This window comes from Streptomyces mesophilus (assembly GCF_011044995.1).
In the GTDB taxonomy this organism is placed as follows: domain Bacteria; phylum Actinomycetota; class Actinomycetes; order Streptomycetales; family Streptomycetaceae; genus Streptomyces; species Streptomyces mesophilus.
On record NZ_JAAKZW010000146.1, the window covers coordinates 1 to 20625 of the forward strand.

General features: G+C 71.7%; 21 protein-coding genes. 9 read left to right on the plus strand and 12 right to left on the minus strand.

What is annotated here, in order from left to right; all coding sequences use genetic code 11:
- Together G6045_RS27450 and G6045_RS27455 are read left to right on the plus strand one after the other, a co-directional pair.
- The coding region (locus tag G6045_RS27450; protein WP_165334803.1) for a TerD family protein at positions 1–683 on the plus strand (683 nt) is incomplete at its 5' end.
- Between the two features lie 132 nt (positions 684–815).
- Entirely contained in the window at positions 816–1193 is a 378-nt protein-coding gene (locus G6045_RS27455; RefSeq protein WP_165334804.1) for a VOC family protein, read from the plus strand.
- 1 nt (position 1194) lies between these two features.
- On the opposite strand, the gene G6045_RS27460 is transcribed toward G6045_RS27455, so the two are convergent.
- The gene (locus tag G6045_RS27460; protein WP_165334805.1) at positions 1195–1866 is read right to left on the minus strand and encodes a class I SAM-dependent methyltransferase; all 672 of its coding nucleotides are present in this window, start codon (positions 1864–1866) and stop codon (positions 1195–1197) included.
- A 141-nt stretch (positions 1867–2007) separates the two neighbouring features.
- Between G6045_RS27460 and G6045_RS27465 the strand changes: the two genes are divergently transcribed.
- A complete protein-coding gene (locus G6045_RS27465; RefSeq protein WP_165334806.1) occupies positions 2008–2382 on the plus strand; it encodes a VOC family protein in 375 nt (124 codons plus the stop codon).
- A gap of 16 nt (positions 2383–2398) precedes the next feature.
- Here the strand turns inward: G6045_RS27465 and G6045_RS27470 are convergent, their stop codons facing one another.
- Both G6045_RS27470 and G6045_RS27475 read right to left on the minus strand, forming a co-directional pair.
- The gene (locus tag G6045_RS27470; protein ID WP_165334807.1) at positions 2399–3007 is read right to left on the minus strand and encodes a DJ-1/PfpI family protein; all 609 of its coding nucleotides are present in this window, start codon (positions 3005–3007) and stop codon (positions 2399–2401) included.
- 44 nt (positions 3008–3051) lie between these two features.
- Complete coding sequence (locus G6045_RS27475; protein ID WP_165334808.1) at positions 3052–3435, minus strand: VOC family protein; 384 nt, start codon at positions 3433–3435, stop codon at positions 3052–3054.
- A 132-nt stretch (positions 3436–3567) separates the two neighbouring features.
- Here G6045_RS27475 and G6045_RS27480 point away from each other — a divergent pair, with 132 nt between their 5' ends.
- On the plus strand, positions 3568–4134 hold the full coding sequence (locus tag G6045_RS27480; protein WP_165334809.1) for a hypothetical protein: 567 nt from the start codon (positions 3568–3570) through the stop codon (positions 4132–4134).
- Between the two features lie 28 nt (positions 4135–4162).
- Here the strand turns inward: G6045_RS27480 and G6045_RS27485 are convergent, their stop codons facing one another.
- Both G6045_RS27485 and G6045_RS27490 read right to left on the minus strand, forming a co-directional pair.
- Positions 4163–4384, minus strand: a complete 222-nt coding sequence (locus G6045_RS27485; RefSeq protein WP_165334810.1) for a hypothetical protein — start codon at positions 4382–4384, stop codon at positions 4163–4165.
- Between the two features lie 93 nt (positions 4385–4477).
- Positions 4478–5296 (minus strand): NAD-dependent epimerase/dehydratase family protein, encoded by an 819-nt coding sequence (locus G6045_RS27490; protein WP_165334811.1) that lies wholly within the window; start codon positions 5294–5296, stop codon positions 4478–4480.
- A 367-nt stretch (positions 5297–5663) separates the two neighbouring features.
- On the opposite strand from G6045_RS27490, the gene G6045_RS27495 reads away from it, so the two are divergent.
- Together G6045_RS27495 and G6045_RS27500 are read left to right on the plus strand one after the other, a co-directional pair.
- On the plus strand, positions 5664–6620 hold the full coding sequence (locus tag G6045_RS27495) for a 5-dehydro-4-deoxyglucarate dehydratase (protein WP_165334812.1): 957 nt from the start codon (positions 5664–5666) through the stop codon (positions 6618–6620).
- A gap of 65 nt (positions 6621–6685) precedes the next feature.
- Positions 6686–7837, plus strand: a complete 1152-nt coding sequence (locus G6045_RS27500) for a hypothetical protein (protein ID WP_165334822.1) — start codon at positions 6686–6688, stop codon at positions 7835–7837.
- Positions 7838–7912: 75 nt separating this feature from the next.
- On the opposite strand, the gene G6045_RS27505 is transcribed toward G6045_RS27500, so the two are convergent.
- Together G6045_RS27505 and G6045_RS27510 are read right to left on the minus strand one after the other, a co-directional pair.
- Positions 7913–10900 (minus strand): AfsR/SARP family transcriptional regulator, encoded by a 2988-nt coding sequence (locus G6045_RS27505; protein WP_328707918.1) that lies wholly within the window; start codon positions 10898–10900, stop codon positions 7913–7915.
- Between the two features lie 57 nt (positions 10901–10957).
- Positions 10958–12178 carry an MFS transporter gene (locus G6045_RS27510; protein WP_165334814.1) on the minus strand — a complete coding sequence of 407 codons (1221 nt, stop codon included), beginning with the start codon at positions 12176–12178 and terminating at the stop codon, positions 10958–10960.
- 164 nt (positions 12179–12342) lie between these two features.
- Between G6045_RS27510 and G6045_RS27515 the strand changes: the two genes are divergently transcribed.
- The 3 genes from G6045_RS27515 to G6045_RS27525 all read left to right on the plus strand — a co-directional run bounded on the left by G6045_RS27515 (position 12343) and on the right by G6045_RS27525 (position 15322).
- On the plus strand, positions 12343–12927 hold the full coding sequence (locus G6045_RS27515) for a TIGR03086 family metal-binding protein (protein WP_165334815.1): 585 nt from the start codon (positions 12343–12345) through the stop codon (positions 12925–12927).
- A 73-nt stretch (positions 12928–13000) separates the two neighbouring features.
- Complete coding sequence (locus G6045_RS27520) at positions 13001–13771, plus strand: MBL fold metallo-hydrolase (protein WP_165334816.1); 771 nt, start codon at positions 13001–13003, stop codon at positions 13769–13771.
- A gap of 132 nt (positions 13772–13903) precedes the next feature.
- A complete protein-coding gene (locus G6045_RS27525) occupies positions 13904–15322 on the plus strand; it encodes an NCS2 family permease (protein WP_165334823.1) in 1419 nt (472 codons plus the stop codon).
- A 43-nt stretch (positions 15323–15365) separates the two neighbouring features.
- On the opposite strand, the gene G6045_RS27530 is transcribed toward G6045_RS27525, so the two are convergent.
- The 5 genes from G6045_RS27530 to G6045_RS27550 all read right to left on the minus strand — a co-directional run bounded on the left by G6045_RS27530 (position 15366) and on the right by G6045_RS27550 (position 20518).
- The gene (locus G6045_RS27530) at positions 15366–16811 is read right to left on the minus strand and encodes a peptidoglycan D,D-transpeptidase FtsI family protein (RefSeq protein WP_165334817.1); all 1446 of its coding nucleotides are present in this window, start codon (positions 16809–16811) and stop codon (positions 15366–15368) included.
- A 138-nt stretch (positions 16812–16949) separates the two neighbouring features.
- Positions 16950–17609 carry a response regulator gene (locus G6045_RS27535; RefSeq protein ID WP_165334818.1) on the minus strand — a complete coding sequence of 220 codons (660 nt, stop codon included), beginning with the start codon at positions 17607–17609 and terminating at the stop codon, positions 16950–16952.
- The gene (locus tag G6045_RS27540) at positions 17606–18883 is read right to left on the minus strand and encodes a sensor histidine kinase (protein ID WP_165334819.1); all 1278 of its coding nucleotides are present in this window, start codon (positions 18881–18883) and stop codon (positions 17606–17608) included. Before G6045_RS27540 ends, G6045_RS27535 begins: the two co-directional genes overlap by 4 nt.
- Positions 18880–19881, minus strand: a complete 1002-nt coding sequence (locus tag G6045_RS27545; RefSeq protein WP_165334820.1) for a hypothetical protein — start codon at positions 19879–19881, stop codon at positions 18880–18882. Before G6045_RS27545 ends, G6045_RS27540 begins: the two co-directional genes overlap by 4 nt.
- Before the next feature lie 106 nt (positions 19882–19987).
- Positions 19988–20518, minus strand: coding sequence for a hypothetical protein (locus tag G6045_RS27550; protein ID WP_165334821.1), 531 nt, complete (start codon positions 20516–20518; stop codon positions 19988–19990).
- Positions 20519–20625 lie beyond the last annotated feature (107 nt).

Consider the following 20625-nt stretch of genomic DNA (forward strand, 5'->3'; position numbering starts at 1 on the left):
CCCCCGCCCCCGCGGCGCCGGACCCGCGCGCCTGGGCCCAGACGCCCGCGCCCGCGCCGGCCGCCGCAGCGCCGGCTGCCCCGGCCCCGGCGGCCCCGGGTACCGGCAAGATCAACCTGGACAAGGGCCGCGTCAGCCTCCAGAAGAATCAGACCGTCTCCCTGGTCAAGGGCGGCCGCCCGCTCCTGTCCCAGGTCAAGATGGGCCTCGGCTGGGAGCCCGCGTTCCGCGGCAAGGACATCGACCTGGACGCCTCCGTCATCGCGTACGGGCCGAACCGCAACCACATCGACAGCTGCTACTTCGGCAAGCTCGCGATTCTGGGCGGAGCGGTCAAGCACTCCGGCGACAACCTCACGGGTGAGGGCGGCGGCGACGACGAGGTCATCGTGGTCGACCTGGGCCGCCTTCCGCAGGAGGTCTCGGGTCTGGTCTTCACGGTCAACTCCTTCTCGGGCCAGAAGTTCACCGAGGTCGCCAAGGCGTACTGCCGCCTCGTCGACGCGGCCACGAACGAGGAGCTGGTGCGCTTCGACCTGACCGGCGCGGAGCCGCAGACGGGCGTCATGATGGCGAAGCTGATCCGCCAGTTCTCCGGCGAGTGGGAGATGACGGCGGTGGGCGACTTCGTCAAGTCCCGCACGGTACGCGGGATGGTGAAGCCGGCGGCTCAGGCGCTGTAGCCGTCACTCCTACCGGGGCGCCCGTTCTGCCGAGCTCGGCGGAGCGGGCGCTTTCCATTGCCGCCGCCTCTGCCCGTGGACCGCCGCGTCCGCCCATAGACTGAACTCCACCCATACGAGGAGGAACGTCGCATGGCGATCAAAGGCCTCTCCCCCTACCTCCGGTATGACGACGCGGACGCCGCGCTGGACTGGATGGAGCGCGTCCTCGGCTTCACCGACCCGATCCGCTGGCGGGACGACTCCGGGCGGACGACCGAGGCCGATATCCAGGCCGGACCGGTGAAGATCTCCCTCAGCGGCGGCGACATCGAACAGGACGGCAGGAACGCGCTCCTGATCGTGCACGTCGACGATGTCGACGCGTACTACGCACACGTCCGCGAAGCCACGACCACCGAAGTGACGCCTCCCCAGGATCAGCCGTACGGGCCGCGCACCTTCACGGTGGTCGATCCGTGGGGCTACCGGTGGAGCTTCTGGCAGGGCGAGGCCACACCGCCGAAGTGAGTCAGCCGGGCGGTCGGGCGATGCCGATGAAGCTGCGGTCCATGGTTCGCAGTTGTACGGTCCAGCCTCGCGCCGTGAGGTCGTCCTTCAGTGAACGGGCGTCGTGGAACACCTTGACGATGCGGTACTCGCCGCCGTCGTCGAGCCGGCGCAACACCGTGGGGACGGGCCCGTCGGTGACGCCTTCCTCGGTCGTGGCGGCGGCGGGACCGTCGTCGATGAAGACCGCGTGGCCGCCCGGTTCGAGCATCGCGGCCACGGTCTCCCAGAACGCGGCCAGCCGTGCGGGCGGCACATGGGAGAGCCAGAAGGCGAAGAAGACGGTGTCGTAGCGCCGGGACGGGCGCCACTCGAACAGGTCGGCCCGCACGAACCGTACGTGGGGCGGGGCGGCGCGCGTCCGGGCGACGGCAAGCACGTCGGCGGCCGCGTCGACGGCCGTCACCGACCGCGCCCGTGCGGCGAGCAGCGGTGTCCACTGGCCCGTTCCACAGGCCAGCTCCAGCACATCGCCCCGGACCGGCAGCTCGTCGACCACCGTCAGCAGGCGCCGTAACTCGTCCAAGTCCTCGTAGGGCCGGTCGTATTCGGCCGCGGCCGCGCGGTAGTAGGCCCGCTGTTCGGCGAGGAGGGTTTCGTCGTCATGGCTCTTGGCGGAGTCGTCATGGCTCATGAGAAAAGGGACGGCCCCGGCCGGGAGCCGGTTCTGCGCTGCGGCCGCACCGGCCGCACGGCCGCCGAACGCCGGTGCCGGCAGGGTATTTAGGGTGGGCAGCGACAAGATCACCATCACCGGTCTGCCCGAGGAGCCGTCATGCCGCTGCGGATGCGACTGGGCGCGATCACGCTCGACTGCCCGGACCCGCTCGCTCTGGCCGCGTTCTACGAACAGGTCACAGGTCTCGAACCTCATCCGAAGTCGAACGCCGACTTCGCCGGCCTCAACCGCGAGGACGGACTCCTCCTCGGCTTCCAACGGGTCGACGACCACCGCAGGCCGACCTGGCCCGACCCGGAGGTACCGCAGCAACTGCACATCTGCTTCAACGTCGAGGACGACCTGGCCGAGGTCGAGGCACGGCTCCTGGAGCTGGGCGCGGGCAAGCCGGCCCATCAGCCGCATGACGGCGACCGGGCAAGGGTGTTCACCGATCCGGCGGGGCATCCGTTCTGCGTCGTGCGGCGCTGACCGCGGTCCGCGACCGTCAGCGCAGGGCGGCCTCGCCGGAACGGACGGTGTGCAGGGCCCGTTCGACGGTCTCCTGGTTCTCGCCCACCGGCGCCACGTAATCGAGGACGGCGCGCGCGGCCTCCTCGCCGAGGGTGCGGGTGATCACCCAGGTGGCGAGGTACTGCGAGGCCAGACAGCCGCCGGCCGTGGCGATGTTGCCCTCGGCGTGGAACGGGGCGTCGAGGACGGTGACTCCGCACGCCTCGACGAAGGGCCGGCTGGTGCGGTCCGTGCTGGCCGGCATGGTCCCCAGGAGTCCGAGGCGCGCGAGCACCAGGGCGCCGGAGCACTGGGAGCCGATCAACTGGCGTGTGGGGTCGAGGGTGAGCCGGGACACCAGCTGATCGTCGGCGACCACGTCGCGGGTCTTCACCCCGCTGCCGATCAGTACGACATCGGCCTCGGCCATGAACTCCAGCGGCCGCTGCCCGGTCACTTCGACCCCGTTCATCGACGTGACCTGAGGCGTCGGCGTCGTGATGAAGGCTTCGAGACCGTCCTTGCGGCACCGGTTGATCAGCGCGGACGCGATGAAGCTGTCGAGCTCGTTGAACCCGTCGAAGGTGACTACGGCTACCTGCATGTACGGCTCCCTGGGATACGGCGGTACGGCGGGTACGGCGACGGTCAGTCGGACATCGCGGCGCGGTCGGACTCGCTGCGCAGCACGCAGAACTCGTTGCCCTCCGGGTCGGCGAGGACGGCCCAGCCCGAGCCGTCCGGTTGCCGGTGGTCGCCGACCCAGGTGGCGCCGAGCTTCAGGAGGCGGTCGATCTCCGGCTCGCGCGAGGAACTCGGGCGCAGGCACAGGTGGATGCGGTTCTTGACCGTCTTCGGCTCCGGCACCTGGTTGAAGTAGAGCACCGGGCCCTCGGGCAGCAGCACCTGCGTCTCGTGGTCGCCGGGCCCGGTCTCCGGACCCACCGGATGCCCGGTCACCTCGCTCCAGAACCGGGCCAACGCATAGGCGTCGGCACAGTCGATTGCCACGTTCTGCACCACGGAGATCATGCCCGCCAGTCTGACCGAGCACGGACGGGATGACCAACGTGCCGGGACAGCACACCTGGCGCCGGCCGGAACCCGCTACCCTGTCGCGCACCTGACGCCCGTGGGGGGCGGGGACGTTGCCTTGGGGGAAGCGTGAAGTTGCGGCATGCGCGTGCGGTGGCCGTGTTCGCCTTGGTCGTCGTGGCGCTGACCGGCGCCCGGCGCGGCGGTGACGGCGGATGCGACGACGATCACGACAGCTCCGGGTCGAGCGGCGGCTCCGGCGGGGGCGTCGACGTGGTCGAGACGACGATTCCGCCGCTGCCGACGGACACGGCCGGAGTGCCGACGTACGAAGCCCCGACCACGGCGCCCCCTGCCCGCAAGGGGAAGGTCACGCCCGTCAAGGGCGAGGTGCGGATCGTCGACTGTGTCGTGGAGAAGCCGGTGGACTCGACGGGCATCATCACGTTCAAGTACGAGGTCACCAACGGGAATTCGGATATGGCCGCCAACTACGTCGGCCGGCTGATGTCCGTCGACCCCGACGGGACGCTGCGCGCCAACGGCCAGGTGGTCCAGTACCAGATCGAGCCCGGCGGCTCCTGGCAGGGCGAGAGCAAGGGGTCCTACGGCATCGGCCCCGGCGTGAAGGCGCCGTCCGCCAAGTCCTGCAAGGTCGGCGAAGTGACCAAGACCAACGTTCCCGCCACGGGCTGAGCTCCGCCACGGTCCCGGCCGACAGGCTTCAGCCCCGGTTGCGCGGATGGTTGCGGGCGACACGTTCGTTGCCGAACTTGTACGCACCCGTCCAGCGGGCCATCACCAACTGCTCGTCGCCGGAGGCCACTTCGGCCAGGAACTTCTGCGCGCGCGACCCGCGCAGCGTCGAGGCGGCGCGACCGTGGTGCGTGATCGTGACGGTCGCGTCGCCGTGCTGCTCGTACCGGAATCCGTGGGGCCTTGGCATGCCCGGAGCCTAGAGGGCGCCTCGCGGGCGCGTACACCGGATTTCGGCGCCCTCGCGGCAGGCGGGGCCAGGGCCCGTCTTGTGGATCAGGCCCTAGTACGGCCAGATCGGCGGGTTCGTGCAGAAGTGACCGCCCAGGTGCGCGTGGTCCGGGTTGTCGTCCGACAGTTCGCCCTGCTCGGCGATCAGCTTCTCGGCGTACTGCTCCGAGTCGTCCTGCGGGTCGTAGCCGAGCGCGCGGGCGCTCGAAAGGTCCCACCACAGCCGGGTGTTGGCGGACGAACCGTAGACCACGGTGTGCCCCACGTCAGGCGCGGTGAGCGCGGCGTGGAAGAGGCGTGCGCCGTCGCCGGGCGACATCCAGACCGACAGCATCCGCAGCGAGGTGGGTTCCATGAAGCACGAGCCGATCCGCACGGACACCGTCTCCATGCCGTGCTTGTCCCAGTAGAACTGGGCGAGATCCTCGCCGAACGACTTGGACAGGCCGTAGAAAGTGTCGGGCCGGCGCGGGGTGTCGATGGGGATCAGCGGGTCGTCGCCCCTGGGCCGGGGTGTGAAGCCGACGGCGTGGTTCGACGAGGCGAACACGATCCGCCGCACGCCCTCTTCGCGGGCCGCTTCGTACAGGTTGTAGGTGCCCTCGATGTTGGCCTTGAGGATCTTGTCGAAAGTGGACTCGAGTGAGATACCCGCGAGATGGATGATCGCGTCGACCCCGCGCACCGCCTCGCGCAGCGCCTCCTTGTCGGAGAGGTCGGCCTTGATCGCGGCCGGCTCGCCCTCGGCGCTCTCGATCGCGACCATGTCGAGTAGCCGCAGTTCATGGCCGTACGCGGGCAGCAGCCCCCGCATCAGGGTGCCGAGACCGCCGGCGGCGCCGGTGAGCAGAACGGTGCGGGGAGCGGGCATGGGGTGGTCTCCTCGGGTGCCTGGGTCGGGTCCGGTGCCTGGGCGGCGTTCGGACACGAACGTATACGCGCGGGGACGCAGAGGCACCGGCACGTACCCGATGAACGCATGCCTGTACGCCATTCACATCCGTGGACACGCTATGGATCTTTCGGTGGGTGCGTCAAGAGGTCGCGACCGGCCGTCAAGGCGGCGCCGTTGACGGCGAATTCGCTGATGATGAGGCTGACCTGGACGCTTGACCGGCGGTGTTGGGGCGCTTTAGCGTGAGCGTGTTCAGAAATATAGACGCGGATCAGAAACGTGCACGATGTCGCAGCACGACAGCTGCGGTGCACCCGGTCCGCCGCGCCCAGGGAGAGAGCCCGTGACGTCAGCCCCGCTCGCCGCTCGACTCAGCATCCCCAGCGGACCGTTGTTCTTTCCCGTGACCGCCTTCGGTCCGGACGGCGGTCTCGATCTCGACGCCTTCCGCGCGCATGTGCGCGCGGGCGTCGAGGCCGGTGGTGCGGCGGTGTTCGCCGTCTGCGGTACGGGTGAGTTCCACGCGGTCACGCCCGAGGAGTTCCGTGCCTGTGTGGCCGCGGCGGTCGAGGCGGCCGAGGGGCGGGTGCCGGTGATCGCGGGCGCGGGGTACGGAACGGCGCTCGCCATCGCGTACGCGAAGCTCGCCGAGGAGGCCGGCGCGGACGGGCTGCTCGCGCTGCCGCCTTATCTCGTCAAGGCCGAGCAGGAGGGGCTCGTACGCCACTATCGCGCGCTCGCCGACGCCACCTCGCTCGAAGTGATCGTCTATCAGCGGGACAACGCCGTCTTCACGCCCGAGGCCGTGGTCGAGCTGGCCGCGCACCCGAAGATCATCGGGTTCAAGGACGGCCTCGGCGACATGGACCTGATGCAGCGGATCGTCAGCACGGTCCGCGGCGCGGGGACCGCCGGCAGCGCGGACTTCCTCTACTTCAACGGACTGCCGACCGCCGAGCTCACCGGCCTCGCGTACCGCGGGATCGGGGTCTCGCTGTACTCGTCGGCGGTGTTCTGCTTCGCGCCCGACATCGCCCAGGCCTTCCATCGCGCGCTCAACACGGGCGACGACGAGACGGCCACCCGTCTGATCGACGGCTTCTACCGGCCGTTCGTCGAACTCCGCAACCAGGGCCGCGGGTTCGCGGTCGCCCTGGTGAAGGCCGGCGTACGGCTGCGCGGGTTCGAGGTCGGCCAGGTGCGCACCCCGCTGCACGAGCCGAGCGACCAGCAGGTCAAGGAGCTGGCCGAGCTGATCGAGCGGGGCCGTGCGCTGCTCGCCGAGGGGGCGGGCGCGTGACGACCTCGACCCACGGCAGCGGGAGCACCTCGACCCACGGCCCTAGGAACACCTCGGCCGACGCCCTGAAAACCTCCGCCTTCGTCTATCCCTGGGACGTCAACGGCGACCCCGGCGCCGCCCGCCGTATCGCCTCACTCGGCGTCGACCAGGTCACCCTCGCCTCCGCGTACCACTCCACCCGCGCGCTGACCCCGCGCCACCCGTCCCACCGCATCGTCACGGCCGAGCACGCCGCGGTCCTGTACCCGCCGGGGGAGCGCTGGCAGGGGCGGACGCTGCGGCCGTACGCGGCCGGGGCCTGGGCTCCCGGTGACGCGTTCGGCGCGGCGGCCACGGCCCTCGATGAGGCGGGCCTCGAGGTCCACACCTGGGTGGTGCTCGCGCACAACTCCCGTATGGGCGCCGAGCATCCGGACACCTCGGTCGTCAACGCCTATGGCGACCGCTACCCGTGGGCGCCGTGCATCGCACAGCCCGCCACCCGCGAGTACCTCGTCGACCTGGCGGCCGAGGCGGCCGTACGGCCGGGTGCGCGCGGCACCGAGCTGGAGTCCTGCGGCTGGTACGGCCTGGCGCATCTGCACGCGCACGACAAGACAGGCGGGGTCGGGCTCGGTGACGCCGCCCAGTACCTGATGTCGCTCTGCTTCTGCGGCTCCTGCCGCGAGGGCTATACGGGGGCGGGTCTCGACCCCGACGCCCTCGCGTCGGCGGTCCGGCAGGCGCTCGAACCCGTCTGGCGCGGGGAAGCGGCGCCGGACGTGCCCATGGACAAGCTCCTGGACGCCGAACTGCTCTCCGCGAACCTGGAGTTCAGGTCCTCCGTGTCCCGGGCGCTCCAGGAGGAGGCCGTCGCGGCCGTCCGCGCCGCGGCCCCCGCGGACTTCCAGGTGCTGCTCCACGCCGACCCGGTCACGCACCACTGCGGCGCCAACGCGGGCGTGGACCCGGCGCACATCCTGGGTGTGGCCGACGGGGTGGTCGTGCCGTGCACGGGCGGCGCGGATCTCGTCGCACCGTTCGCGGCCGAGGGCGTTGAGGGTGCGGTGCTCGCCGCGAACCTCACCGTGGTGAGCGGGATGGGCGGGGCTCCCGCCCGGCTGCGCGAGGACGCGGCACGGGCCGCGGAGCTCGGGGCCACCGAACTGCGGCTGTATCACGCGGGGTTGGCCTCCGACGCCGACCTGGAGCTGGTGCGGGCCGCGCTGGGCTGAGCGGCCGGGGCGGGCGGCGCCCGGCTGCTCCGGTGGGGCCGAGGCGCTCATGCCTGCCTGCCGGCCCCGCGCCGCTCAGTCCGTCGCCTCCGTGAGCGCCGCGAGGGTTTCCAGGACGTGCTGCTCCACCGGGCGCAGTTCCCGGGGCCGGGCGAGGTCCAGTGCCCGCTCCGCATGGTGCCTCGCCTCGGCCGGGGCGCCGGACGCGAGGTGGGTGCGGGCGAGTTGGGCGTGTGCCTCGGCCTCCTGGTGGCGCAGGCCGACGCGGCTGGTGAGTTCCAGGGCTTCCTGGAGGCAGGCGAGAGCGACCGCCGAGTCGCCGTCCAGTGTGCGGACCGAACCCAGGGTGATCAGTGCGTCGGCCAGGAGGGCGGGTTCACCGTGATCGATGGCCGCGCGCAGGGAGTGCTCGGCGTGCGTGCGGGCCTGGTCGAGCCGGCCGCTGTCACGGTGGATCCGCGCGAGGATCTCGTGGGCCGCGGGCCCGCTGGTGCCGTGCGGGTGCCTTTCGCTCAGGCGCAGGGCCTCGGTGGCGTCGGCCAGTGCCTCGGCGTAGCGGCCGAGACCGTGGCGTGCCACGGCGCGGTTGATCAACGGGCCCATGGTGCCGGTCGGCCGGTCGACCGCCCGCAGCCGGTCGACCGCCTCCGTCGTATGGCGCTCGGCCTGCTCGAACTCGCCCAGGTACGCGTGGGTCAGACCCATGGTGTTCAGCCCTCGGGCGAGAAGCACCGGCCGGTCGAGGTCGCGTAGCAGCGCGTGCCCCTTCTGCTGGTGGTCGAGAGCCGGGCGCATGTCGCCGCGCAGGGCGTGGTGCACCGCCAGGTTGCTGAGCAGCGAGACCTCTCCCAGGGTGAACCCGGTGGTGCGGTAGCCCTGTTGGGCTCGGTGCAGGGCTGTCAGGGCGCCGGAATTGTCGCCGGTGTGCTGGCGCAGCAGTCCGACGCTGTTCCAGATCAGGGCCTGCGCCAGCTCCTGGCCCTCCTCCTCGGCGGCCCGCAGCGCCGCCGTCGTGGTGGCCGTCCAGTCGGCGATGTGCCGCCGTCCGTAGAAGTACAGGCGCAGCTGGTCGGTCAACTGCCAGGCGAGCTCGCGGGGGCCGGTACCGGCGGCGCGGACGACGAGGGCGGTGAGGTTGGTGCGCTCGGCGTCCAGCCAGGCGAGGGCCTGCTCCCGGCCGTCGAACGGTGTGGACCGGGTGCGGGGGCGCGGGAGTTGGACGCTGCCCGAGTAGTCGAACGCGGTGGCCGCGTCCGTGGTGGCGAGATACCAGTCGCCGAGCCGCTGCCAGGCGGCGGCCCGCCCGGGGTCGGCCGCCGCGTGCTCGGCGGCGTACAGCCGCAGCAGATCGTGGAAACGGAACCGGTCGAGCGCGGTGTGCTGGAGCAGTCCGGCCGTGGTGAGCCGGTCGAGGAGGTGGTCGGCCGTGTCGACGGGCGAGCCGAGCAGCGCCGCGGCGGCCCCGGCCGTGAAGTCCGGTCCGGGATGCAGTCCGAGCAGGGCGAACAGCCGGGCGGTGTCCGGCTCCAGAGCCGCGTACGAGTGGTCGAAGGCCTGCCGGACGGCGGCCTGCCGGTCCCCGGTGACGGCGAGCTTGGCGAGCCGCTCCCCGGCGGCAAGTTCCGCCGCGTACGCCGCGAGCGGCCGGCCGGGACGCGCGGCGAGGTTGGCCGCGACGATCCGAAGGGCCAGGGGCACGCGGGCGCACAGCTCGGCCAGGTGCCCGGCGGCCTCCGGCTCCGCCGCCACCCGCTGCGCGCCGAGCGAGTTGGCCAGCAGATCGCGTGCTTCGGCGGGGGAGAGGACATCGAGGGGCACGGTGCGGGCGGCGTGGCTCACCGCCAGTCCGCGCAGATCGGACCTGCTGGTGATCAGCACCGAGGCGCCGGACGTCCCGGGCAGCAGCGGCCGTACCTGGTCGGCGTCGGCGGCGTCGTCCAGGAGGAGCAGCACCCTGCGGTCGGCCAGCCGGCTGCGGAAGGCCGCCGCGCGGCCCTCCAGTTGCTCGGGTATCGAGCCCGGTTCCTGTCCGGAGGCCAGCAGCAGCGCGGACAGCGCCTCGGCCGGATCCCGGGGGCGGCCGCCGTTGCCGGAGAGGTGCACGTACCACTGGCCGTCAGGGAAGCTGTCCCGCAGCCGATGCCCGAGATGCGTGGCGAGCGCGCTCTTGCCGATGCCCGGCGAGCCCGACACGACGACGGGGGCGGCCTGGGGCGCCGTGAGCTCCTTCTCGAGGCGCCTGATCGCGTCCTCCCGTCCCGCGAACCCCGCGATGTCCAGGGGGAGTTGGCGCAGCACCCGCCATGGTTCCTCGGCCGGGGCCGTCGAGGTGGGCGTCGCGGCCGACTGCGGGCTCGTGCCGGCGCCGCCGCTGAGGATCGACTGGTGCAGACGCTGCAGCTCGGAGCCGGGATCGATGCCGATTTCCGCGGCGAGCAGAGCGCGTACGTGCCGGTAGTGGGCCAGCGCGTCGGCCTGCCTTCCACAGCGGTACAGGGCGAGCATGAACTGGGCGGCGAGCCGCTCGTCCAGCGGACGGCTCGTGCACTGCTCGGCCAACTCGGCTGTCAGCGCGGCATGTTCACCGAGGTGCAGTCGCAGATCGGTGCAGTCGAGCCGCGCGGCCCACAGCTCCTTGACGAGCAGATCGCGGGCCTCGTTGAACCACGGGGTGTCCACGCCCGCGAACGGTTCGCCCCGCCACAGCTCCAGCGCCTCCCGGAACAGGGCCGCCGCCCGCGTGGCGTCGTCGGTCCGCCTGGCCCGTCGGACCAGTCCGTGGAAGCGGTGCAGATCGATCGCCGCCGCGTCCACGCCGAGCGCATAACCGCCCGGCCCGCGGTCGATCACCCCGGGGAGCAGCCTGCGCAGCCGGGACACATAGCTGTACAGGGTGTCCGTGGCCCGCCGCGGCGGGGCTTCTCCCCACACCCGGTCCACCAACTGCTCGACGGCCACCGGCCGGCCGGCGTCCGCGAGCAGCGCCGCGAGCACGCTGCGCTGCCGGGCCGACCCGAGATCGACCGCGCCGGTGTCCGGCCCAGCCCCGATATCCCCCAGCACCCGGAACTCCACGCCCACCCCCGCCTGAACGGCCGCGCATCAGCCGTACGGGGAATTCTAGGTTTCAACGCCCCGTTTTCGTCGTGTACTTGTCACCAGTCCGCTTGTCGCCAATCGCGGTACGGCCGCCAGGCCGGCGACCCCCAGCACCACCAGGAGCACCCGGTGGTCCACCACGGCGACCAGGCCCGCACCGAGACCCAGCGCCACCGCGTTCGGCGCGAACACCAGAGTGTTGGCCGTCGCCGCGACCCTCCCGACCAAATGGTCAGGGGTCTCCCGCTGCACCGCCGTGAGCACCGCGATCAGGACGCACGGCAGCCCGACGCCGATCCCCGCGCTCGCCGCCAGCGCCACCGCGTCGTACGGGAGCGCCCGCAGGGCCACCGCCACCGCGAACAGCGCGAGCCCGGCGCCCGCGAACACCCGCTCCCCGCAACGCCGCAGCAGCGGACCCGACAGCAGGCCGACCGCCACCGACCCGAGGCCCTGCACGGCGTAGAGCACGCCCACGAAGGCGGGGGAGCGGCCGAGGCCCTCGTCGACGACGGCGAAGATCAGCGCTCCGTTGACGCCCGCGAGGAACATCGTGAAGCCGCCGGCCAGGGCGAGCGTGCGCAGCGCGGGATGGCGGCGCAGATACCGTGCGCCCTCGACGGTGTGCGTCCGCCAACTGCCGCGTTCCGGAGCGGCTTTGGGCTGCTCCCGCACCCGTAGCAGCGCATAGAGCCCCGCCGCCGCGAGAAAGGTGAGCGCGTCGAGCAGGGCGACCCGCGCACCCCCGTACGCGGCGAACAGGCCGGCGCCCGCGAGCGGGGCGAGCAGCTTCATGCCCTCGTTCGCCGTCATCCGCAGCCCGTTGAAGTCGCCGAGCAGCTTCTTGTCGACGGCCGAGGCGATCAGTGCGGCCTCCGCCGCGTCGTGCACGACACCCGCCGCGCCGTACACGAAGAGCACCGCGAACAGGATCCAGACACGGTCCGCCGAATCCACCGCGAGCAGGGCGCACAGCAGCACGGCCAGGCCCACGTTCGTCCAGATCAGCAGCGGTCTGCGGCGGGTGCGGTCGGCGAGTGTGCCGAGCAGCGGGCCGGCGAGCACCGGCAGCCACAGCGCGAAGGTCGCGAGTGCGGCCAGGCTGCTCGATCCGGTGAGCGACTTGACCCAGACGCCCGAGACCAGCCACATCGCGGACGTGCCGAATCCGGAGACCACCACGCCGCCGAGATAGAGCCTCGCGTTGCGGTGGCGGAGCACCTGCCAAGTCGTCCATGCCATACGGGGCAGGCTCGCGCTAAGGCCGGGCGGGCGGCATCGGGCAGATGCCCTACTTCCGGGCCGCCCGGATCCTTGGAGCGAACGCCGATGACTTTCGGGCGCCGACGCGGTCTGCACTGTGAAGCGGGGCTGCGCCACGCGTCCCGGCAACCGGAGGAACCCTGATGACAGCCATCGACTTCACGGAGCAGACACGACTGGTCGGCCATCTGGCGGACCGCGTCACCGACGATCAGCTGGACGCCCCCACACCGTGTCCGGGCCTGGCGGTACGCACCCTCCTCGGCCACATCGTCGGCCTCGCCGCGGCCTTCCGCGATGCGGCACGCAAGGACCTCGGGCCCGCCGCGGACAGTGCGCCCGACGTGGAGGCCTCGGACATCGGCCCCGGCTGGCGCGCCGATCTCGCCAAGAACCTGGCGGAACTGGCCGAGTCCTGGCGCGATCCCGCCGCCTGGGAGGGCTTCACCAAGGCGGGCGGCGTCGACCTGCCCGCCCCTGTCGCGGCCCAGGTCGCGATGAACGAGCTGGTGCTGCACGGCTGGGACCTGGCACGCGCCACGGGCCAGTCCTACCGTCCCGACGCGGCATCGCTGAAGGTCTCGTACGACATGGTGGCGGCCACCCCGGACGGCCCCGAACGCGAAGGCCTCTTCGGCCCCACCGTCCCCGTACCCGACTCCGCCCCGCTGCTCGACCGCGTGCTCGGCCTGAGCGGCCGCGATCCCGACTGGGCGCCCCTTCCCTGAGCGGTGGCGATCGCGGCCGGCTGCCCTCTTCCGGGCCGCCCCGGGGCGCCCCGGGCCGGGCTAGCCTCGCCCCATGACCTTCACCCTCACCCCTCTGGGCACCGCCGCCCCGCACCCGCAGCCCGGCCGTCCCTGCTCCGGGTACCTCGTCGAGGCGGGCGCTGCCAAGGTGTGGGTGGATGCCGGGCCCGGCACGTTCGCAGAGCTCCAACGGCACGTACACCCCGGGGAGTTGACGGCGATCTGGATCAGCCATCTGCACTCCGACCACTGGACCGACCTGATCGCCGCCGAAGCGGGCATCGCGGACGGGGGCCTGAAGGTCGAGCGCCCGATCCCTGTCCACGTCCCGGCCGCGGCGCCCCACCGCCTGGCCGGTTTCTACGGGATGCCGGACCCGCTCGACGGCGTCTTCGCCTTCCACTCGATCGAGGACGGCGCGGACATCGACCTCGGTGGCCCGGTCCTCACCAGCAGCGCCGTGGCCCACGGCATCGAGGCGTACGGCGCCCGCATCACGTACGAGGGCGCCGTCCTCGCGTATACGGGAGACAGCGGCCCCTGCCCGCAGCTGACCGAACTCGCCTGGGACGCCGATGTGTTGCTCGCCGAGGCCTACGTGGACCGGCACGAGGGCGAACCGGTGCACCTGACCCCCGAGGACGCGGGTGCCCTCGCGCGTGAGGCCGCGGTCCGGACGCTGCTCATCACGCATGTCGGCCCCGGTCTCACACCCGACGAGGCGACCGCACGAGCCGCCCGGGTCTTCGGCGGCCACACACTGCGGGCCCGCGAGACGGTCGCGTACGAGATCGCCAAGAGGCAGGCCGAACCGACCAGTTGACTGCCAATCCGTAACACGGTGAAAACCTGAACCGGCCGCCACAGGGGAACAATCCAGCCAACACCCGCACCCTGACCCCTCAGGAGCACCCCCGTGGCGCACACAGCCGATCCGGCCGGCAAGACCGACGACATACCGGAGCCGCCGGCGAGTCCCCTGGACCGCTTCTTCCGTATCACCGCCCGCGGTTCGACCTTCGGCCGTGAGATACGCGGCGGCTTCGCCACGTTCTTCACGATGGCCTACATCCTCGTCCTGAACCCGATCATCCTCGGCACCACCGAGGACAAGTACGGCAACACCCTCGACGGCCCCGAACTCGTCACCGCCACCGCCCTGGTGGCCGCGGTCATGACGATCATCATGGGCGTCGGCGGCAATCTGCCGCTCGCCCTCGCCGCCGGACTCGGCCTCAACGCCGTCGTCGCCTTCCAGCTCGCACCCCAGATGAGCTGGCCGGACGCGATGGGCCTCGTCTTCGTCGAAGGCGTGCTGATCTGCGTGCTCGTCGTGACCGGTCTGCGCGAGGCCGTGATGCACGCCATCCCGCCCGCGCTCAAGCACGCGATCAGCGTCGGGATCGGCCTGTTCATCGCGTTCATCGGCTTCATCGACGCCGGCTTCGCCACCCGTATCCCCGGCGACACCGGCTCCGTGCCCGTGCAGCTCGGCGCCGCGGGACGGCTCGCGGGCTGGCCCATCCTCGTCTTCTGCATCGGGGTGCTGCTCACCGTGGCGCTGCTCGCGCGCAAGGTGCGCGGGGCGATCCTCATCAGCATCGTGGTCACCACAATGATCGCCGTGATCGTCAACGAGATCGCCGACCTCGCGCCCACCGCCTGGGGACTCACCGCCCCGAGCGTCCCGGACGATCTCGTCGCCACACCGGACTTCGGGCTGCTCGGCGCGTTCAGTCCGTTCGGCGCCTTCTCCGAGGTCGGCGCGGTCACCCTGGTGCTGCTGATCTTCACGCTCATCCTGAGCGACTTCTTCGACACCATGGGCACGGTCGTCGGCATCTCCAGCGAGGCCGGGCTGCTCGACGAGCAGGGCAAGGTGCCGAACCTCGGCCGCGTCCTGCTCATCGACGGTGCGGCGGCGGTGGCCGGCGGAGCCGCCTCGGCCTCCTCCAACACCTCGTACATCGAATCGGCGGCCGGTGTCGGCGAAGGGGCACGGACCGGCTTCGCGAACCTCGTCACCGGCGGTCTGTTCGCCCTCGCCCTCTTCTTCGCGCCGCTCGCCCTGATGGTGCCCGCCCAGGCCGCCGCGCCCGCCCTGGTCGCGGTCGGCTTCCTGCTCATGGCGCAGGTGCGGCATATCGACTGGGAGCGCTGGGACCTGGCGATCCCGGCCTTCCTCACCATCGTGGTGATGCCGTTCACCTACTCGATCACCAACGGCATCGGCGCCGGCTTCATCGCGTACGTGGTGATCAAGGCCGTCCTCGGCAAGGCGCGCGAGGTGCACTGGCTGCTTTGGGGAGCGGCCGCGCTGTTCCTGGTCTACTTCGGGATCGATCCGATCGAGCAGCTGGTCAACGGGGAGTGACGCGTGTGGGGGGTACGGGAAGATCCCGTACCCCCACCTGCGGTCAGCTCTTGAGTGCCGCCTGCATCATCGCCTTCGCGACCGGTGCCGCGAGCCCCGTGCCGCTGATCTGGTCGCGTGCGGTGCTGGAGTCCTCGATGATCACCGCGACCGCCACCTCCTTGCCGTCGCCGCCCTTCGCGTACGACGTGAACCAGGCGTACGGCGTGCCCTTGTTGTTCTCGCCGTGCTGGGCGGTACCCGTCTTGCCGCCCACGGTCGCGCCGGGGATCTTCGCGTTGGCGCCGACCTGATCGGCGACCGTGCCCATGGCCGACTGCAGCTGCTCGGCCACCGACTCGCTGAGGATGCGCGAGCTGCCCGCGTCGTCGAAGTTCTGCAGGACAGAGCCGTCCGAGTCCGTGACCTGCGACACCATGTGCGGGTCGACCAGCGTGCCGCCGTTGGCGATCGCGGCAGAGACCATCGCCATCTGCAGCGGGGTCGCCGTCACGTCGAACTGGCCGATGCCGGACAGAGCGGTCTGGGCCTTGTCCATGCCGGTCGGATACAGGCTCTCCGAGGCACGGACGGGAACGTCCTGCTTCTCGTTGTTGAAGCCGAACTTCTCGGCCATCGCCTTGACCTTGTCCTGGCCGAGGTCGGCGGCCATCTTGCCGAAGACGTTGTTGCACGAGTACTGCAGCGCGGTGCGGATCGTGGCGTTGCTGCACGGCGCCGAGGGGTTCTCGTTGGGCAGCGGGTGGGTGGTGCCGGGCAGCGTGTACGGGTCGGGGCTGTCCGTCTTCACGTCCACCGACGGATACAGACCGTCCTCGAGCGCCGCCGCCGCGACGACCAGCTTGAACGTCGAGCCGGGCGGCAGCGGCTGCCGGATCGCCCGGTTCACCAGCGGCTTGTCCTCGTCCTTGGTGAGCTTCTCCCAGGCGTCTCCGTCCGTGGACCCGGCGATCTTCGACGGGTCGTACGAAGGCGTCGAGACCATCCCGAGGATCTTGCCGGTCTTCGGGTCGATCGCGACGGCCGCGCCCTTGTTGTCGCCGAGCGCCTTGTACGCGGCCTTCTGCACGGCCGGATCGATGGTCGTGACGACGTCGCCCGGGTCGGCCCGCTTGTTGGTGACGGTGTCGAGCGGGTTCTTCAGACGCGTGTCGGTGCCGTCGAGGACGTCCTGGTAGATGCCCTCGAGCTGGGTCGCCCCGTACACCTGGGAGCTGTAGCCGGTCACGGCCGCGTACAGCGAGCCGTCCTTGTACGTGCGCTTGTACGCCAGGTCACTGCCCTTCGTGCGTTCCGAGCCGGTGATGTCCTCGCCGCCCACGATGATGCCGCCCAGCGGATACGCGTACTTGTCGATGGTGCCGCGCCGGTTGTGCTTGTTGTCCGCGAGGGCCTGGCCGTCGTAGAACTGCACCCACGTGGCTCTGACCAGCAGGGAGAGCACGAGGAGCAGGGTGAAGACCGAGATTCGTCTGATCGTCTTGTTCATCGCACTCGGGGAGACGAGCGGGGGAGGGCGATTCGTTCCTGCTCGTTGCGTTTCTCACGAAGCGTTCATGTACGAGGCGTGTGGTTGTGGCGGTGCTGTGGGGCGCCGTGGGGCGCCCGTGGGGTGCCGTAGGGGTGCTCAGCCGCCGACGAAGCCAGCCTCGTACGCCGCGATCACCGCCTGGGTCCGGTCCCGTGCGCCCGTCTTCGCCAGGACCGCCGCGACATGGCTCTTCACCGTGGCCGGCCCGAGGCCCAGCTGTCCGGCGATCTCCGCGTTGGTCCGGCCGGTCGCCATCGCGCGCAGCACGTCCGCCTCACGTCCGGTGAGCCGGGCCACCCAGGCCGGCTGAGCGGGGCGGGCACGGGGCGCGTGCTCGGTGGCAAGCGCCCGTACCGCCGCCGGGAAGAGCAGCGAGTCGCCGCGGGCCACCGTGCGTACCGCCTGCACCAGCTGGTCGGCGTCGGTCCGCTTGAGCAGGAATCCGGCGGCGCCGGCGCGCAGGGCGTCGTACACGTAGGAGTCGTTCTCGAAGGTGGTCACGACCATGATCCGCGGCGGGGCGTCCATCGAGGCGAGGATCTGTTCGGTGGCGCGGATGCCGTTGATCTCGGGCATGCGCACATCCATGAGCACGACGTCGGGCCGCAGCGCGCGGACGACGGAGACCGCCTCGGCGCCGCTCGCGGCCTCGCCGACCACCTCCATACCGGGCTCGGCGTCGAGGATGGCGCGCAGGGCGGTGCGGACCAGGCGTTCGTCGTCGGCGAGGACGATCCGTACGGGTGCGGCGCTCACCGGGCACCACCCGCGCTGCCCGCCCTGCCCGTGGTGAGCGGCAGCCGGACGGTCAGCCGCCAGCGGTCGCCGTCGGGTCCCGCCGTACAGCTGCCGCCGAGCAGCCGGGCGCGGTCGGCGATGCCCTTGAGCCCGTTGCCACCCCCGGGGCGTGGGGCGGCAGCCTCGGACAGCGCGTTCTCCATGACGATCTCCACGGTGTCGGCGGCCTCGGTGATCCGCAGCGCGATCGGTGAACTCGCCGCGTGCCGAAGGGAGTTGGCGAGCCCTTCCTGGACGATCCGGTACGCCTCGCGCGATACGAGGGCGGGCAGCGAGGCGATGTCGGTCTCCACGGCCGCGTCGACGGGCGTTCCGGTGGCCCGCGTGCGGGCGAGCAGTCCGGACAGGTCCTCGGCGAGCGTGGGTGCGGGGGCCAGGGCCGCCTCATCGCCCTCACGCAACAGGCCGAGCACCGCGTCGAGTTCACCTACCGTGCGCCGCGTGGTGTCCTCGATGGCGGTAAGAGCCTCCCGTACGAAGGCGGGGTCGCGGTCGAGCACCCTGCGCGCGGCACTCGCCTGCAGGGTCACGGCGCTGAGCGCATGGCCGACCGCATCGTGCAGCTCGCGCGCGAGCCGGTTGCGTACGGCCAGTTCGGCGGCGCGTGCCTCGGCGGCGGCGAGGCGGTCGGCGGGAGTGGGGCCGAGCAGGACGGGAGCGTAGCGGGCGAGCAGAGCGCCCGCCGCCGTCGCGCAGGCCGCGAGGGCCAGCAGCATCGCGAGTCCGGCGAGCGGGCCGAGCAGGTACACCCAGGTCCGGTCGAGGGACGCGGGCACCCGCAGGAACTCCCGTACGCCCGGCACCGGCAGCAGCATCACCGCCACCGCGAACGGCGGCAGCGCCAGCATCGCGCCACTGAGCAGCCCGCCCACCCCGACGTGCAGCGTGAACCAGGCCGCGGTGCGCCGCCGCGCCGCCGGGCCACGGGCCGGGCCCTCCGCGAACCGGACGCCGTCGACCCCGCACAGCGCCCGCGCCATCGCCACGGACAGCGGCCGCACCAGCGGGAAGAGGCCCGCGAGGGCGGCCAGCGGCAGCGCGAGCGCGTACGCGCCGAACTGGCCGGACACCGAACCGCTCAGCAGCGTCTCCCCGCCGCCCGCGAGCGGCAGCACCACCAGCGAGCCGACCAGCCAGAACGGCATCAACAGGGCGCCGCCCAGGACCAGATGGACCCACCTGAGGCGGGCCGTCCGGCCGAGCAGCGCCCCGGCGGCGGTTCGAGGGCTCATACGGGGATCGGGGCCGCTGTGCGGTCGTGCGCCACGGCCGAGCGTGCGGCGAAGAAGCGCACCCCGAGGGCGATCACGAGCATCCCGACGATCATCTGCCCAGCGTAGGTCAGCGTGACCAGCGCGGTGGGGCGCTCCGCGATGTCCCCGGCGCCGAGCGAGGCGAGCGTCATCCAGCCGCCCCAGCAGGCGGTCGCGCCGGAGCCGACCCAGGCGACGGCAAGCGGTACGGCGAGCGGCAGCCGGGGCGGCACCCGGAAGGCGACGACCAGGGCGCCGGCCACCGCGGTCAGCGGGAACAGTGCGTGCAGCACCTCGAGGGCGTACGTGTCGGTCGCGCGGTCGCGGACGGCGTCCGCGCCGAGGCCCGCGGTCGAGCCGAAGGCCCACATCAGGTGGACGGTGACGGGGACCAGGGCGACGACGGCGGCGGTCAGGGCGAGGGGGCGGGAAGCGGGGGTGGCCAGGTCGCCCACCCGGCCGCGCCACAGATGGCCCCACCGCTGCCGGGCGTAGAGGGCGAACAGGCCGCCGAGCGCGAGCCCTTGGAGGATGAAGCCGCCGTACACCACCCCGAACACCCACTCGTGCAGGAACGGTTCCGACGCGGACTGGGTCCGTACGTCCCCGCCCAGCACCTTGATCAGGAGCTGCACCGGGAACCCGGTCATGATCGGGGCGAGCAGCCCGCTCGCCACCCACACCGGCACGAGCAGCAGCCAGGCCCGCACCCGCAGCCCCCACGGCCGGGTGAGCAGCAGGGCGAGCGCGATCACACAGGCGTCCATCAGGACGGTGACGGTGTTGGCGACCAGCATCGTGCCGCGGTGTTCGAGCAGCGAACTGCCGTCGGGGATTCCGAGGTGGCTGCCGAGGATCCAGGCGATCTTGAGTGTCAGATACGGGAGGCAGGAGACGATCGCGGCGAGGCGCAGGAGCCTGCGCGCGGGCGACAGGGCGGTCGGTCCGGGAACCGGGGCGAGCGGTGTCTTGGTCATGGGACCAAGCTCCCGCCCGCACCCGCGCCACCACGTCCTGCGCACTGACGATCCGCCTCCGCCGCGCGGGGGAGACGGGGTCAGCCTTCGCTCACCGGGTCACGGCTCATCCGCCGCATGACCGCGCGATCTTCCCGTTCTCGTCGATGTCGATGGGGAAGCCATGGCCGTCGTCGAAGGTCACTGTCCACCCGTGGCTGAGAGTTGCGGACGACGGGTTGTCGGCGAGCCAGAACCTGGGCGTGCGAGAGGAGCAGGTTGCGGCGGTCGACTCCTGGGCGGATCGCAGGTGCTCGGTCACGAACTGCTGCGCGAGCTGAGCCCTTTGGGTCGTGGCGTCACCGGATCGGGCAGCCTCCACGAGACCGCCGTAGAAGCCGGAGACCGTTGGGTCGCCGCCCTTGCCGTGGCCGGCGACGGGTGTGCAGGTCAGGTCCGTGACCCTGCCCGTGGTCGTGTCGAAGTCGAGGGACGCCGTACGGTCGAGCCGCTCGGTCCCCCGGTAGAGCGAGACCCCTCCCGCCGCTAGGACCCCGTCGGTTCTTTCCCCGCAGGTCACGCCGAGGGAGTCGGTGCCCCAGATCCGTTCGTACGTGGCCTGGTCGGAGAACAGCGCCGCCACGGCGGTCGGATCCACCCCGGAACGGGTCGCCGGGTTCTGATAGCGCAGGGCGGACAGATACAGCGTGTGCAGGGTCTCGGACGGCTCGGTGGGCGGGGGCGGGTCAACATCTGTCTCTTATA

What these genes read in the sequence shown, in the direction of transcription:
- G6045_RS27540 (WP_165334819.1), bottom strand. Translation starts at nt 18,883, where the DNA reads ATGAGCCCTCGAACCGCCGCCGGGGCGCTGCTCGGCCGGACGGCCCGC.
- G6045_RS27530 (WP_165334817.1), bottom strand. Translation starts at nt 16,811, where the DNA reads ATGAACAAGACGATCAGACGAATCTCGGTCTTCACCCTGCTCCTCGTG.
- G6045_RS27545 (WP_165334820.1), bottom strand. Translation starts at nt 19,881, where the DNA reads ATGACCAAGACACCGCTCGCCCCGGTTCCCGGACCGACCGCCCTGTCG.
- G6045_RS27515 (WP_165334815.1), top strand. Translation starts at nt 12,343, where the DNA reads ATGACAGCCATCGACTTCACGGAGCAGACACGACTGGTCGGCCATCTG.
- G6045_RS27510 (WP_165334814.1), bottom strand. Translation starts at nt 12,178, where the DNA reads ATGGCATGGACGACTTGGCAGGTGCTCCGCCACCGCAACGCGAGGCTC.
- G6045_RS27470 (WP_165334807.1), bottom strand. Translation starts at nt 3,007, where the DNA reads ATGCAGGTAGCCGTAGTCACCTTCGACGGGTTCAACGAGCTCGACAGC.
- G6045_RS27490 (WP_165334811.1), bottom strand. Translation starts at nt 5,296, where the DNA reads ATGCCCGCTCCCCGCACCGTTCTGCTCACCGGCGCCGCCGGCGGTCTC.
- G6045_RS27465 (WP_165334806.1), top strand. Translation starts at nt 2,008, where the DNA reads ATGCCGCTGCGGATGCGACTGGGCGCGATCACGCTCGACTGCCCGGAC.
- G6045_RS27475 (WP_165334808.1), bottom strand. Translation starts at nt 3,435, where the DNA reads ATGATCTCCGTGGTGCAGAACGTGGCAATCGACTGTGCCGACGCCTAT.
- G6045_RS27460 (WP_165334805.1), bottom strand. Translation starts at nt 1,866, where the DNA reads ATGAGCCATGACGACTCCGCCAAGAGCCATGACGACGAAACCCTCCTC.
- G6045_RS27520 (WP_165334816.1), top strand. Translation starts at nt 13,001, where the DNA reads ATGACCTTCACCCTCACCCCTCTGGGCACCGCCGCCCCGCACCCGCAG.
- G6045_RS27485 (WP_165334810.1), bottom strand. Translation starts at nt 4,384, where the DNA reads ATGCCAAGGCCCCACGGATTCCGGTACGAGCAGCACGGCGACGCGACC.
- G6045_RS27455 (WP_165334804.1), top strand. Translation starts at nt 816, where the DNA reads ATGGCGATCAAAGGCCTCTCCCCCTACCTCCGGTATGACGACGCGGAC.